The organism is Microcystis sp. LE19-195.1E (genome assembly GCF_027532095.1).
GTDB lineage: Bacteria > Cyanobacteriota > Cyanobacteriia > Cyanobacteriales > Microcystaceae > Microcystis > Microcystis aeruginosa.
Window position 1 is genome coordinate 1 of sequence record NZ_JAPZSZ010000243.1, and the last position, 13680, is coordinate 13680.

Sequence of the window (13680 nt, forward strand, 5' to 3'; positions counted from 1 at the left end):
AAATCCTTATCTGGCAAGAGACTTAATTGATTAGTTCGCTCTAGAGCAAAAACAATTGACAAAAATCGCTAAATGCCTTTCTCTATAAGGGTTCCATCCCTTATAACCCCCGTCCATTGCATAACACAAACCGAAGAGCCAGATAAATTTGAAATTTACACCTATTTTGTCAACCAAGCAGCAGACGAAATTACTGAAAAATGGTTTAAAAATAACTCAGATTATAGCTATAACTTGCCAGCAAAAATTGAACAAATAACTGCCCAAATTCGTCAAGACAAATTAGATATTTTAGTGGATCTTGATAGCTTAACCAATAATACAACTTATCTAGTAATGGCCTTAAAACCAGCACCGATACAGGTAACTTGGTTAGGATTAGATGCGTCGGGAATCCCTGGGATTGATTATTTTATTGCCGATAACTACGTTTTACCCGAAAATGCTGAAGAAATTTATTCAGAAAAAATCATCCGACTTCCTAACTCTTATTTATCCGTGGATGGTTTTGAAGTGGGTGTTCCCACCAGGAGAAGAACTGATTTAAATATTCCCGATGATGCTATTATTTATCTGACCGTGCAATCGGGATTAAAACGCACCTTAAACATGATTTATCTGCAATTGCAGATTCTCCAACAGGTTCCTAATAGCTATCTTTTAATCAAAGGTTTTGCCGACAAAGAAACCATTCGAGAATTATTTCTCAAAAGTGCCGACGAATTGGGAATTAGTCAAGATAGATTAAGATTTTTGCCCAATGATTTCAATGAGGAAACCCATCGCGCTAATCTAGGAATTGCTGATATAGTTCTCGATACCTATCCCTATAATGGTGCTACCACAACCCTAGAAACCCTCTGGATGGGGATTCCTTTAGTCACTAGGGTTGGTGAACAATTCGCGGCCCGCAATAGCTATACTTTTATGAAAAATGCCGGCATTAGTCAGGGTATAGCTTGGAGTGATGAGGAATATGTGCAGTGGGGAATTAAGTTAGGATTAGATGAAAATTTAAGGGAAGAAGTCCGTTATCAATTACGTCAATCTCGTCATACATCTCCCCTCTGGAATGGAAAAAAATTTACGATAGATATAGATATGGAAAAAGCCTATGAACAAATTTGGCAAAATCATCACGATGATTAGGTGATTTATAAGTTAACAAATTTATCGGTAGCCTCAATTAAAGCACTACGAATTCCCACTTCTGTCATCGAATGTCCCGCATCGGTAACAATGATAAATTCCGCTTCCGGCCAAGCTTGATGTAATTCCCAAGCAGAAATCATCGGACAAACAATGTCATAACGTCCTTGCACGATAACCGCGGGAATATGGCGGATTTTATCAACATTTTCGATGAGTTGGTTATCCGTCTCTAAAAAACCCTTATTGACAAAATAATGGCATTCAATACGTGCAAAAGCTTCGGCAAAATTATCCTGACCGAATCTCTCGATTAAATTGTCCGCGGGAATTAATTTGCTGGTACTTCCCTCCCAAATTGACCAAGCTTTGGCAGCTTCTAGACGGATTTGGGGATTATCGCTAGTCAGGTGCCGATAATAAGCGGCCAGCAAATCTCCCCTTTCTTCCGGGGGAATAGGTGCTAAATAATTCTGCCAAATATCGGGAAAAATATAACTGGTTCCCTCTTGATAAAACCATTTTAATTCTTTTTCTCGCAGTAGAAAAATCCCGCGCAAAATTAAGCCTAAACAGCGTTCGGGATGGGTTTGACTGTAGGCTAAAGATAGGGTACTTCCCCAACTACCGCCAAAAACTACCCAGCGATCAATTTTTAATAATTCTCGTAGTTTTTCGATATCTGCCACTAACAGCCAAGTGTTATTTTCTCTTAACTCAGCGTGAGGGGTACTTTTACCGCAACCCCGTTGATCAAAAAGGACAATTCTCCATTTCTGTGGATCGAAATACTGACGATAAATCCCCTCAATACCACCTCCAGGCCCGCCATGGAGAAATACTACCGGTTTACCCTGGGGATTGCCCACTTCTTCATAATAAATTGTGTGGAGAGCCGATACTTTTAAGTAACCAGTACAATAGGGATCGATCGCTGGATATAATTCTCTAGTCATATTTACAGCCTTTCTCATCAAGATGAAGTCTAACCTAATTTGCCATCTCCCCACACCCCACACCCCGCTCCCCTGGTGTTAGGCCCAGAGAGACCCTAATAGCTAAAGAAACTGCGCGATTAGATACTAAAGTCCTTCACAGATAGAAGATAATCAATATTTATCAGTATTGGAAGCCTTCAGCATGGTTCATTTAACGCCCAATCCTAGCTATAGTTTAAGTCTCAAGATAGAAATCCCCAATCAAGCGGGAACCTTCGCTTCTGTCCTCAATGCGATCGCCGATGTCGGGGGTAATTTAGGGCAAATTTCTCTGATCGAACGCAATTTAAAGATTAGCACCCGCGAGGTGATGGTTGATGCCGCTAGTACCGACCAAGCGGAACAGATTATCGCTGCGGTTAAAGCTCTACCGGATGTTAAACTCCTGAAAGTTTCCGATCGCACCTTCGATCTCCATCGTCGGGGTAAAATCTCCATTGAGAGTCGTATTCCCCTCACCTCCCAAGATGACCTGGCCATGGCCTACACCCCCGGAGTTGGTCGCATCTGCACCGCTATCGCCCACGATCCCGAACAAGTGTACTCATTGACCATCAAGGGCAACACCGTCGCTGTAGTTACCGATGGTAGCGCGGTATTAGGATTAGGAAATCTCGGGCCAGAGGCTGCCCTACCAGTAATGGAAGGGAAAGCAATGTTATTCAAGGAATTCGCCGGAATTGACGCTTTTCCCATCTGTTTAGCCACCCAAGACCCCGAAGAAATCATCGAAACCGTCAAAAGAATCGCTCCGGTTTTTGGTGGCATTAACCTAGAGGATATCGGCGCGCCACGCTGTTTTGAAATCGAGAAACGTCTGCGAGCGGAATTAAATATTCCCGTTTTCCACGATGATCAACACGGTACAGCGATCGTTTCCCTGGCTGCCCTAATTAATGCCCTCAAATTGGTCAAAAAATCGCTTGATACAGTCAAAATCGTCATTAATGGTGCGGGTGCGGCGGGTATCGCCATCGCTACTCTCTTTAAAACCGCAGGAGCCACAGATATAATCCTCTGTGATTCCCTTGGTATCCTCTCCCAAAAACGGGACGATTTAACCCCAGAAAAACAAGCTTGGGCCGTAGCCGCCAGTGGTAAGCTAGGGGATGCTCTTAAAGGCGCTGATGTCTTCTTGGGGGTGAGTGTACCGGGGGTATTGACTCCCGAAATGGTCAAGGGAATGGCTAAAGATGCGATCGTGTTTGCCATGGCTAATCCGATTCCCGAAATTCAACCGGAATTAATCAATGATTTAGTGGCAGTGGTGGCTACCGGACGCAGCGATTATCCCAATCAGATTAATAATGTTCTCGCTTTCCCCGGATTATTTCGCGGGGCCTTGGACTGTCGCGCTAGGGCAATCACCGATAATATGTATCTGGAAGCGGCCAAAGCGATCGCTTCTTTGATCACTCCTGCTAATCTCAATCGAGAGAATATTATTCCCTCGGTTTTTGATAGTCGTGTAGTTACGGCTGTGGCCGCCGCCGTTCAACACGCTGCTCGTCAAGATGGAGTGGCCGGGGAATAATGTAATTATCTTGCAGGAGGGTAAGTAAACCGTGAAACCGATCGATGATATTCCCGAAGCTTTGCGGGACAACCAGTACACAAAAACTACTAATCCTAATGGTCTAATAGCGATCGCAAGCGGTTTACTTGCTCTGGTGGGAACCGGCCTAATTGCCATAGCAGTCTTGAATCGTCCCCCTGCTTCCGTAAAAAAACCGGTTATTAATCCATCCCCCCCCATTAAAGCCACTCCTAGCCCCATTGAGAACATTCTAGGTCATTTACCCTATCAAGAGGCCCCAGAGACGGAATTAGCCCCTATTACTGGGGATGGTGCTATGCGTTTAAGGAAACCGGCAGCCAAGGCTTTTATCGAGATGCAGAGTGACGCGAGAAGGTCGGGGGTGATTTTAATGCCGATTTCCGCATTTCGATCGAAAGCAACCCAAGAAAAGCTCTTTTTTGAAGTTAAAAAACAACGCAATCAGCAAACCCGCAAACGAGCAGAAGTGAGCGCACCTCCGGGTTACAGCGAACATCATACTGGTTATGCGATCGATATTGGCGATGGTAGCGCTCCCGCAACTAATTTAAGTAGCAGTTTTGCTAATACTGCCGCTTTTCGTTGGTTGCAAAATAACGCTGCCCAGTATAGTTTCGAGTTATCTTTCCCCGAAAATAATCTCCAGGGTATTAATTATGAACCCTGGCACTGGCGTTTTGTCGGGGATAGTGACAGTTTAGAAACTTTTTATAAGGCCCAACAATTAGGAAAACAAAAATAAACGTAGGGTGCGTTAGGCATCCATTGTTTTTAGGGAAAAAATCAAGGTCTAAATATTGCCGTAACGCACCAACTTTTTAGAAACCCCAACAATTAGGAAAACAAAAATAAGATAACCTTATCGGCGATCGATGGCATTTTCTGGAATTAATTACTAAAATAGGATTATATTGTATTGTGAGTGTTTCTAATATGTCCAAGCCAGTAGAATACTTAACAAATGAGCAAGGGGAACGAGTTGGGGTTTTATTAGACTGGAACACCTATTCTCGATTTGCCAATTCATTAGGACTCGATGAAGATTGTTTGATTGGTTTGAGTGTGGATGAATTAAAAGCGCTGGCAAGTTGTCAATTGTCCCTCGTAGAGCAAACCCGTTTAGATGATTTAGTGACGAGAAATGCAGAATCTTTACTCTGCGCTGATGAAGTAGCTGAGTTAGATGAGTTGTTGGCAAAAACAGATCAATTAACAATTCTTAAAACTCGTGCCAGATATACGCTAAAGTGCTTGGAACAAGGTACGACAGCAGCGTGAGTGTTTATATTCGGATGGGGTTACAGCGACAAATTCGCACTCGCTTTGGTGATTGCTGTGCCTATTGCCGGACAGCAGAATTCCTAACGGCGATGACGTTTGAATTTGAACATATTCGCCCTCTTGCAGCAGCTGGGGAGACGGTGTTTGAGAATCTTTGTTTTGCCTGTCCATCTTGTAATCGTTATAAGGGCGATCGCCAGACTGCTATCGATCCAGAAAGTGAAGAAATAGTTGCATTGTTTCATCCCCAGTCGCAAGTTTGGGGGGAACATTTTGCTTGGAGTGAGAGCGGGACGGAAATGAGGGGATTAACAGCGATTGGTCGAGCTACAATCGCAGCCTTACAGATGAATCGTCCCGCCTTGGTTCGGGCTAGGGTAATGTGGGTTAAACTGGGTGAACACCCGCCAGATTTCCCTTGATTGCAGGGGGTTCGCTACAAGATAAATGATTGACTGGACTCCCTATCTCAAATCAATCTCGGAAAAGTACGCCCAGTGGGAGACATTTTACACCCTCACGGACGTAGAGGGAAAAACACGCCCAGCGAAAACTGCACCTTTGCTAAGGGATTTGTGGGTACAGACGATTGAAAAAGAACCACAAAACCGACAAGAAAGACCAGAAAGACCAGAAAAACCCGAAAGATTCACTGTTTTAGATGGTTTACGCAAGTATGCAACTAATCACGTTCTTTTAAAAGGTCGTCCCGGTTCAGGAAAATCGACCGCTTTAGCCAGATTATTATTAGAAGAATCTGTAGGGGCCCAAAGCTTGCGCCCAAATCAACAAAATCAGGCTAAAATCATTCAAATTCCCATTCTCATCGAATTACGCTTGTATGAAACCTCAATTCTTGATTTAATTTTACAATTCCTGAAACGCCATAAATTAATTATTGATAGTAATACCCTAGAAAGTTGGCTGTTAGAAAATCAGAATTTTAGACCATTATTATTATTTGATGGTATCAATGAATTGCCCTCAGATACTGCACGACAGAATTTAAAAAACTTTCGCCAGCAGTATGCAGAAATTTCGATGATTTTCACCACAAGGGATTTAGGCAGCGACGACTTAAACATTGAAAAAAAGCTGGAAATGCTTCCCCTGACTGAACCACAGATGCGGGATTTTGTCAAGGCCTATTTGCCTGAAAAAGGCGAAGAAATGCTTAAACAGTTGGGAAATCGTCTCAAGGAATTGGCAGAAACTCCTCTACTTTTGTGGATGCTTTGTTCAGTTTTTGATAATCATCAGAACAAAATTCCTGCTAATTTGGGCTTAGTTTTCCAGATTTTTACAGGAATTTATGACAAGAAATTAAAAGCAGATGTTTCTACTTACCAAGAATCGCGCGATTGGTGGCGAGAATTGCTGCAAGTGTTAGCGTGGAAAATGACCCAAGGGGAGTCAAAAACCGAGATTCAGGTGGCTATTTCCCGAACAGAAGCAGAGGAAGAATTAAGCAAATTTATCAAAAATAAAGGATTCCCAGAGTATTACAGTAAGCAGTGGTTAAAGGATTTACTGAAATATCATCTAATTCACCTAGAAGGTAATGATAAAATTGCTTTTCGCCACCAACTGATTCAAGAATATTACACGGCTGAGGAATTAAAGAAAAAGTTACCCCATCTGAGTGATGAGCAGTTACAGTGGGACTATTTGAATTATCTCAAATGGACAGAACCTGTGGCGTTACTGTTGGGAATGCTGGATAAAAAAACTGATGCCCTACGAGTGGTGAATTTAGCTTTAGTGGTTGATAAAAAGTTAGGAGCGAGGTTAGCAGGAGAGGTTAAAAAAGACTGGCAACAGGAAACCGTTGCTTTAGTTTTAGGCTTAAATTTACCTCAATTGTTTACTATTGAATTGCTAAAAATGACTCGATCTGATGCGGCTATTTTTAGATTAATTCAATTCTTAAAAAACTCTAATTCTGATGTTCGTAGAAATGCAGCAAAAGCTCTTTTTAAAATTGGTGGCTCAAAAATCATCATTCCAGAGTTAATTAAAGCCTCAGAACACTCCTATATTCCAGAGTTAATTAAAGCCTTAGAACATTCATATAAGAAGTATTTTTGTAGTCAAGCATCTCTGGTTAATATCAAATTAAAAGCCGCCATTTCTAGTTTAATTGAAGCCTTAGAAGACCCCTATAAGTATGCTCGTAATCAGTCGGCAGAAGCCCTGTTTAAAATTGGCACAGAAGCAGCGATTGCCAAGTTACTCAAGGCTTTAGAAGACTCTGATTGGGGTGTTCGTGGGAATGCAGCCGAGGCTTTGGGTGAAATTGGCACAGAAGCGGCGATGACTGAACTTATCAAATGCCTGAAAAATCCTGATTTTGTCACATTAAATGATGGCGATACATTCTCTAAATCTATCAAAGCACTAGACGCAATTCAAAACAAACTTAAATACTATCACCCCCTCTCCCAACCCATGAATCAACAAGTTTACATCTCCTACAACTGGCAGGAAGACAGCAACGAAATGGCTAATCAACTCGTCCAAGCTTTTGCCGCTAAAGGAATTGAGATTATTCGGGATAAAACCCACACCACCTATAAAGACTCCATCAAAAACTTTATGCGGCAAATTGGACAGGGGAAATGTGTCGTCGCCGTCATCAGCGATAGATACTTAAAATCAGAAAACTGTATGTTTGAATTAGTAGAAATTGCCAGAAATGGTGACTTTTATCAAAGAATATTCCCGATTATTTTACCAGATGCCAGAATTTATAAAGACTTCGAGCGCATAGACTACCTGAAATATTGGGAAGACGAAAAAGCAAAACTACAAGCAAAATACAAACAACTTGATTTAGTTAACACTAATAGTATCATGGCGACATTAAACTTGTATGATGAAATCAGGGACAATATTGATAATCTAACTAACATTCTTAAAGATATGAATAATCTCAATATCGACTTACACAGCCAATCGGAATTTGCAGCTATGATTGAAGCAGTAGAAACTAAACTTGCAGAGGATAGTCAAAAATTATCTAATCAATCTCCAGTCAAGTCAGAATCTAAATATACTATCCATGCCAAAAACTTCCAGATTATTGAAAAAGGTGATGGACAGATTCAGGATTCTAGTTCGTAGTTGTGCTTAAGCGGGTGTATCTCACATTTGCAAAAATACCGACAATCAGCAATTATTCAGTGACTCCTAGATTATTAAAGATATATCAGCAGCTGCCTGTGAGCATCCCACCGAAAAACTAATGCGCTCCAGGGTTTGGGGGGTTCTACCCCCCAAAAGCTTGGATTGAGTGGTAAAATCAGAAACAACGCCCGATTTTAGCAGGGGGTTTCCCCTTAAAAATCCCAACTTAGTAGATTTACAAAAATGAAATAGACCCGACTTTCCCGACCGACTCCTAACCCCAGCAAGAAACTTTTTCGGCAAACCCTATTTATTTTTAGGAATTGGGGGCAGTTGCGGTGATTTTCGGCGAGAATTAGAACCGGATATTTTCGGGGGTAGGGGTGCAGAATTGCGATTAGATAAACTTTGAAGGCTCTTTTTCATATTAGCAGGTTCCGGCAGTTCTAGAGTTACCCCTTCTCTAGCAATCATTGTTTCCTCTGGTAGGCATAAATCAAAAACAAAGGCGGAATTATTGGTTAAATCGGCAAATTCTAATTTGACCATCTCTCGAGAGGATTCTAGTGCTAATAAAGGTTCAATTTCGGTTTTAATTAACTGTTCTAATTGAGCCAGATAATTGATCTTAACAGGAGTAACAATTAAAGTTAACGTTTCTTGCCAACCTTGCCCCCCCAATTCTGCCAGAATATCCCCATAACAGCGAATTTTCCAGCTACCTATTCCTAAATCTCGATAGGAAAAAATTTCCAGCCAACCCCCGGCATCCGATCGATAATAATGGGTATATCTTTCACTACTGTCAGGAGATTCGTAATCGATACGCACTTCGATATGAGCAAAAGGAGAATCCAGACGGGCCAAGAGACGATAGTTTCCCGAGACAATTTCTAGGGAATTAGTAGAAATTGTGCGTCCGTGATTCTCCCCTTGTTTTTGCAGTATAAATTCCATAATCTTAGCCTAGGCCTGATGTTTGGCCTCTTAGGTTTGGTGGGTAAAATGTATTCTAGGATACAGTCCCGCCAGCGAGCGAGTGGGCTGCATCTCACATTTGCAGGAATACCGACAATCAGCAATTATCAGTGACTCTTAGATGATGACAAATGTATCAGCAGCTGCGTGTAAGCATCCCACCGAAAAACTAATGCGCTCCGGGGTTTGGGGGGTAAAACCCCCCAAAAGCCTGGATTGAGTGGTAAAATCAGAAACAACGTCCGATTTTAGCAGAGGGTTTCCCCGTAAAAATCCCAATTGGTAGATTTACAAAAATGAGATGCACCCAGCGAGTGGAACTAACCACAAAGACACAAAGAATAAGATATACTAATGTTTGGCCATGACGCTAAAACTTAGGATTTGTGCCGAGAGATTTGCGCTTTTAATTCCCTTGCTTGTGTCAATAAATCCGCTTGGGTTAGACTAATTTGTTCTTGGGTGGCCATCCATTTCAGTTGTACCGTGCCATTTTCAGCCTCAGCATCCCCCAAAATTATACAGCCCACGGCCTTAGCTCGATCGGCCCGTTTAAATTGTTTCCCGAAAGCGCTGCCGCTTAAGTCTAACTCGACGCTAAACCCCAATCCGCGTAATTGCTGTGCTAACACCACACTGCGTGCCTCAGCTTTTTCTCCTTTGGAGACGAGATAAAAATCGGGAACCAAAAAAGATAAAGACTGCTTTTGTTGTAATAATATAATCAGACGTTCTAAACCGATCGCCCAACCCACTGCCGGCGTGTCTGGACCGCCTAATTGAGCTATTAAACCATCATAACGACCACCACCGCAAACCGTGGCTTGAGCGCCTAAATCATCGGACTGAATTTCAAAGGCCGTATGGGTGTAATAGTCCAATCCTCGGACTAAACAGGGATTAAGATTATAGATAACTCCCAAATCAGTTAGTAAAGATTGTACCCGTTCAAAATACTTTTGAGAATCACTGCCGAGATGTTCAAGAATACTGGGGGCATTCTCACAGATAATCTTGGTTTTCTCGTCCTTACTATCCAAAATTCGCAGAGGATTTTTTTCTAATCTCTGTTGAGAATCCGCGTCTAAATCAGCTTTGTAGGGAGTCAAATAATCTAGCAAGGCCTGACGATAATTTTGCCTATCTTGGGCATTTCCCAGGGAATTAAGGTCTAATTTTAGGTTTTCTAGCCCCACAGCTTTTAATATCTCGCTGGCAAGAGTAATTACTTCCACATCCGCCCTAGGGTCATCACTTCCCAACAATTCGACCCCGATTTGATGAAACTGTCGCTGCCTACCCGCTTGCGGACGTTCATAACGAAACATCGGCCCCTGATACCAGAGTCTTTGTACTCCTCCAGCGGCCTGTAATTTGTGTTCAATATAGGCGCGAACGACCCCAGCCGTTCCCTCCGGTCGCAAAGTCAGGGAACGTTGACCGCGATCAAAGAAAGTGTACATTTCTTTACCCACCACGTCCGTCGCTTCCCCAATACCCCGTTCAAAAAGTTGCGTCTGTTCAAAAATGGGAGTTCGTATCTCTTGATACAGCGCAGTCCCTAAAATTCTGCTGGCAGTTTCCTCTAACCACTGCCAGTAACCGACCTCCGCCGGTAAAATATCTTTTGTGCCTCGGATTGCCTGGATTTCGCCCATAGTTCTCTGTATTTTTATCCCTATTTGAACAATCTTAAACCGCTTAGAGTCACTAATACCGTCGATCCTTCATGACCGATGACACCAAGAGGTAAAGTTATATCACCGGCAAAATTGGCTATTAGCAATATGCCGATAAACGCGAGGGCGAAAGTGATATTCTGTTTAACGATGCGATTGGCACGACGACCGAGGTTAATCGCGCTGGGAATTTTGGCTAAATTATCGGACATAAGGATAATATCGGCCGTTTCCAAGGCCACATCACTACCAGCTTTTCCCATGGCAATCCCCACATTAGCCATAGCTAAAGCGGGCGCGTCATTAATGCCATCCCCCACCATAGCGACAGTGTGATATTTTTCTTGCAGATTTTGGATAACGCTTAACTTATCTTCGGGCAGTAAATCAGCGTAAACCTCCTCAATGCCGAGTTTTTCAGCAACTTTATCGGCACTTTGTTGATTATCACCCGTAATTAAAACTATATGTTCGATACCGATCTTTTTTAGCTGCTTCACCAGATTAACTGCCGATTCCCGCAGGGTATCGGCAACAGCGATCGCACCGATTATCTGATTCTTTTGTACTACCCAGACGAGGGTTTTACCTTCTTTTTGTAAACGTTCGCGGATAGCTAGGATATTCTGGTCAAGATCGGAAATATGGTCACGAATATAGGCAAAATTGCCCACAGATACCGACTTATCGGCAATTTTTCCCGTGATACCCCGTCCTGATACCGCTTGCACCTGATTAGCACTGAAGAAATTTATACCACGCTCCCTGGCTGTGGCGGTAATAGCGGATCCGATGGGATGTTCCGAACAGGATTCTAGGGCTGCAGCCACCGCTAACACCTCATTTTCACTGACTGCATGGATAGGGATAATTTCCACCACTTGCAACTTACCAAGGGTGAGAGTGCCGGTTTTATCAAAAGCGATCGCTCGTATGCGGCCGATCATCTCCAATCTTGCGCCATTTTTGAATAAAATCCCCTGTTTTGCCCCGTTAGCGATACCCGATAACAAAGCTGGCATAATTGAGGCCATTAAAGCACAGGGAGAAGCCACCACGAGAAAAATTAAGGCCCGATAGATAGTGGTTTCCCAGGTCCAACCCCAGAAAAAAGGCGGTAAAATCCCGAAAATTAAGCCCAAAATCACGATAATTTTCGCATAACCCCGCTCGAAACCTTCGATAAACTGTTGGGAGGGAGGGGATTCATTTTGCGCTTTTTCTACCAAACGAATCACCCTCTCAATTAAGCGACTTTCGGGGGGAGTTTCCACCTTTAAACGTAGCACTCCCGCACCGTTGAGAGTTCCCGCAAAGACTTCTTCCCCGATGGTTTTATCCACGGGAAGCGATTCTCCGGTAATTGGCGCTTGATTAATGGGACTGTTTCCCTCCATAATAATGCCGTCAATGGGGATTAATTCACCCGGTTTGACCAAAACTGTATCACCGATCCGTAATTGCTTGATAGGAACCTCTTTTTCCCTGTCTCCCGTGATTAATCTAGCAGTATCGGGAGTCATCGCCATGAGAGAACGAATATTGCGATCGGTTTTTGCCATGGCAATCTGTTCTAAAGCACCACTAATAGCGAAAATCAGGATTAAAACGGCTCCATCGATGATGAGATAGTAATTACTATCCCAGAGTCCCAAAATCGCCGCCCCCAAGGCCGCTACAATCATTAACAGGTCCACATCCAGTTCTTTTTCCTCCCATAAAGTCGTCAATCCTGCTTGGGTACTCTCGTATCCTCCCACCAGATATGCGATCGCTAGTAGGATAAAAGCCGGGCCGATCAGATTAAGGTGTAGGCATAACCAACCAAAAAAGACTAAAATAGCGCAAATTCCTGCGGCAACTGCCGAGGAATACTCAGACAACCAAGAGGACGAGATACTCTGAATCATGGATCGATGGCAATTACTTTTCTCCCCATTCTAGAAAAAATTAGATCGATGCAGAAAACCCCTAGGACGTTATCCCCCGCAGCCAACCTAGCTGATAATAATTGGAATTTTGCCGAGGTTTGGATCGATCCGCTGCTATCTCCTCCCTATATCTTGCTTTTACTCGCTGAATCTTCAGGAAACTATCGCGTGTACGATCCCTCTGAGGGTTATCAGGTGGTATTCACCGGTGCGAGTTACGAGGAAGCGGAAAATTGGCTATTAGAGGACGAATTTGAACCAGTAGAGGGACGACTTTCGGCAGTAGAGATATAATTGCCTTATCTTCTTGCCCCCTTTCTTCGATGCTATCCTTACTAAAAAAGCGATGGAATTGGCTAAAATCGCTCTTTATTGGCAGTCTGAAGGCAATTAACCCCAAAAAAGTCAAAAATACTCCTCCAGAAGCCAGCGACGCACCAGAGGGATAGACCGAACTCATGAAAACCGACACGATTTTCTACCGACTTTTTCAAACCTTTCCCGATCTTCTGTTTGAGTTAATCGACTTTCCCAGCGAATTAGCCAATTTCTACCGATTTTCCTTCGTAGAGGTGAAACAACTATCTTTTCGCATCGATGGAGTCTTTCTACCAGAACGGCAAGATTTACCAATTTATTTTACCGAAGTTCAGTTTCAGAATGATCCGGAGTTTTATGCGCGTTTTTTCGCCGAAATTTTTCTCTATCTCAAACAGACGCAGTTAAAAAACAATTGGCGCGGGGTGGTGATCTATCCGAATCGAAGGGTGGAAAGGGAGAATATAGAGCGATATAGAGAGCTATTACAAGAAACAAGAGTACAAAGGATTTATCTCGATGAATTAGCTGATATTCCACCAGATTCGCTCGGATTAGCGACGCTAGAGTTAGTAAGCTTACCCGAAGCGCAAGTGATCAACCAAGGAAGGGAGTTAATCGTGCGAGTGAGGGAAACGGGGGTAGAAAATCGCCAACAGGAA

General features: G+C 43.0%; 12 protein-coding genes and 1 pseudogene. 9 read left to right on the forward strand and 4 right to left on the reverse strand.

The genetic code is table 11. From position 1 onward, the window contains the following. Positions 1-141 precede the first annotated feature (141 nt). A pseudogene (locus O9300_RS13460) lies at positions 142-1149 on the forward strand (O-linked N-acetylglucosamine transferase, SPINDLY family protein); the annotation flags it as partial. A 5-nt stretch (positions 1150-1154) separates the two neighbouring features. Here the strand turns inward: O9300_RS13460 and pip are convergent. Beyond that, on the reverse strand, positions 1155-2105 hold the full coding sequence (gene pip, locus O9300_RS13465; RefSeq protein WP_287972135.1) for a prolyl aminopeptidase: 951 nt from the start codon (positions 2103-2105) through the stop codon (positions 1155-1157). A gap of 184 nt (positions 2106-2289) precedes the next feature. Here pip and O9300_RS13470 point away from each other — a divergent pair, with 184 nt between their 5' ends. The 5 genes from O9300_RS13470 (at position 2290) to O9300_RS13490 (ending at position 8109) form a co-directional block, all read left to right on the forward strand. Further along, a complete protein-coding gene (locus O9300_RS13470) occupies positions 2290-3681 on the forward strand; it encodes an NAD-dependent malic enzyme (protein ID WP_287972137.1) in 1392 nt (463 codons plus the stop codon). A gap of 31 nt (positions 3682-3712) precedes the next feature. Beyond that, positions 3713-4447 (forward strand): M15 family metallopeptidase, encoded by a 735-nt coding sequence (locus O9300_RS13475; RefSeq protein WP_287972138.1) that lies wholly within the window; start codon positions 3713-3715, stop codon positions 4445-4447. A gap of 191 nt (positions 4448-4638) precedes the next feature. Continuing rightward, positions 4639-4983 (forward strand): hypothetical protein, encoded by a 345-nt coding sequence (locus O9300_RS13480; RefSeq protein WP_002754005.1) that lies wholly within the window; start codon positions 4639-4641, stop codon positions 4981-4983. Further along, on the forward strand, positions 4980-5408 hold the full coding sequence (locus O9300_RS13485) for an HNH endonuclease (RefSeq protein ID WP_004163229.1): 429 nt from the start codon (positions 4980-4982) through the stop codon (positions 5406-5408). Before O9300_RS13480 ends, O9300_RS13485 begins: the two co-directional genes overlap by 4 nt. A gap of 25 nt (positions 5409-5433) precedes the next feature. Continuing rightward, on the forward strand, positions 5434-8109 hold the full coding sequence (locus O9300_RS13490; RefSeq protein ID WP_287972140.1) for a HEAT repeat domain-containing protein: 2676 nt from the start codon (positions 5434-5436) through the stop codon (positions 8107-8109). A gap of 309 nt (positions 8110-8418) precedes the next feature. On the opposite strand, the gene O9300_RS13495 is transcribed toward O9300_RS13490, so the two are convergent. From O9300_RS13495 to O9300_RS13505, 3 genes are all read right to left on the reverse strand, one after another. Continuing rightward, the gene (locus O9300_RS13495; protein WP_287972141.1) at positions 8419-9069 is read right to left on the reverse strand and encodes a hypothetical protein; all 651 of its coding nucleotides are present in this window, start codon (positions 9067-9069) and stop codon (positions 8419-8421) included. A 398-nt stretch (positions 9070-9467) separates the two neighbouring features. Beyond that, positions 9468-10748: a histidine--tRNA ligase gene (hisS, locus tag O9300_RS13500; protein WP_287972142.1), complete on the reverse strand. Its 1281-nt coding sequence runs from the start codon at positions 10746-10748 to the stop codon at positions 9468-9470. Between the two features lie 20 nt (positions 10749-10768). After that, positions 10769-12679 (reverse strand): heavy metal translocating P-type ATPase, encoded by a 1911-nt coding sequence (locus tag O9300_RS13505; protein WP_287972144.1) that lies wholly within the window; start codon positions 12677-12679, stop codon positions 10769-10771. Between the two features lie 6 nt (positions 12680-12685). On the opposite strand from O9300_RS13505, the gene O9300_RS13510 reads away from it, so the two are divergent. The 3 genes from O9300_RS13510 to O9300_RS13520 form a co-directional block, all read left to right on the forward strand. Then, complete coding sequence (locus tag O9300_RS13510; protein WP_272080359.1) at positions 12686-12994, forward strand: hypothetical protein; 309 nt, start codon at positions 12686-12688, stop codon at positions 12992-12994. A gap of 29 nt (positions 12995-13023) precedes the next feature. Next, on the forward strand, positions 13024-13149 hold the full coding sequence (locus tag O9300_RS13515) for a hypothetical protein (protein ID WP_002735748.1): 126 nt from the start codon (positions 13024-13026) through the stop codon (positions 13147-13149). A 9-nt stretch (positions 13150-13158) separates the two neighbouring features. Then, the coding region (locus tag O9300_RS13520) for an Rpn family recombination-promoting nuclease/putative transposase (protein WP_287972146.1) at positions 13159-13680 on the forward strand (522 nt) is incomplete at its 3' end.

Coding starts and splice junctions, on each gene's coding strand:
- pip (WP_287972135.1), bottom strand. CDS start 2,105: ATGACTAGAGAATTATATCCAGCGATCGATCCCTATTGTACTGGTTAC.
- O9300_RS13470 (WP_287972137.1), top strand. CDS start 2,290: ATGGTTCATTTAACGCCCAATCCTAGCTATAGTTTAAGTCTCAAGATA.
- O9300_RS13480 (WP_002754005.1), top strand. CDS start 4,639: ATGTCCAAGCCAGTAGAATACTTAACAAATGAGCAAGGGGAACGAGTT.
- O9300_RS13490 (WP_287972140.1), top strand. CDS start 5,434: ATGATTGACTGGACTCCCTATCTCAAATCAATCTCGGAAAAGTACGCC.
- O9300_RS13495 (WP_287972141.1), bottom strand. CDS start 9,069: ATGGAATTTATACTGCAAAAACAAGGGGAGAATCACGGACGCACAATT.
- hisS (WP_287972142.1), bottom strand. CDS start 10,748: ATGGGCGAAATCCAGGCAATCCGAGGCACAAAAGATATTTTACCGGCG.
- O9300_RS13505 (WP_287972144.1), bottom strand. CDS start 12,679: ATGATTCAGAGTATCTCGTCCTCTTGGTTGTCTGAGTATTCCTCGGCA.
- O9300_RS13510 (WP_272080359.1), top strand. CDS start 12,686: ATGGCAATTACTTTTCTCCCCATTCTAGAAAAAATTAGATCGATGCAG.
- O9300_RS13515 (WP_002735748.1), top strand. CDS start 13,024: ATGCTATCCTTACTAAAAAAGCGATGGAATTGGCTAAAATCGCTCTTT.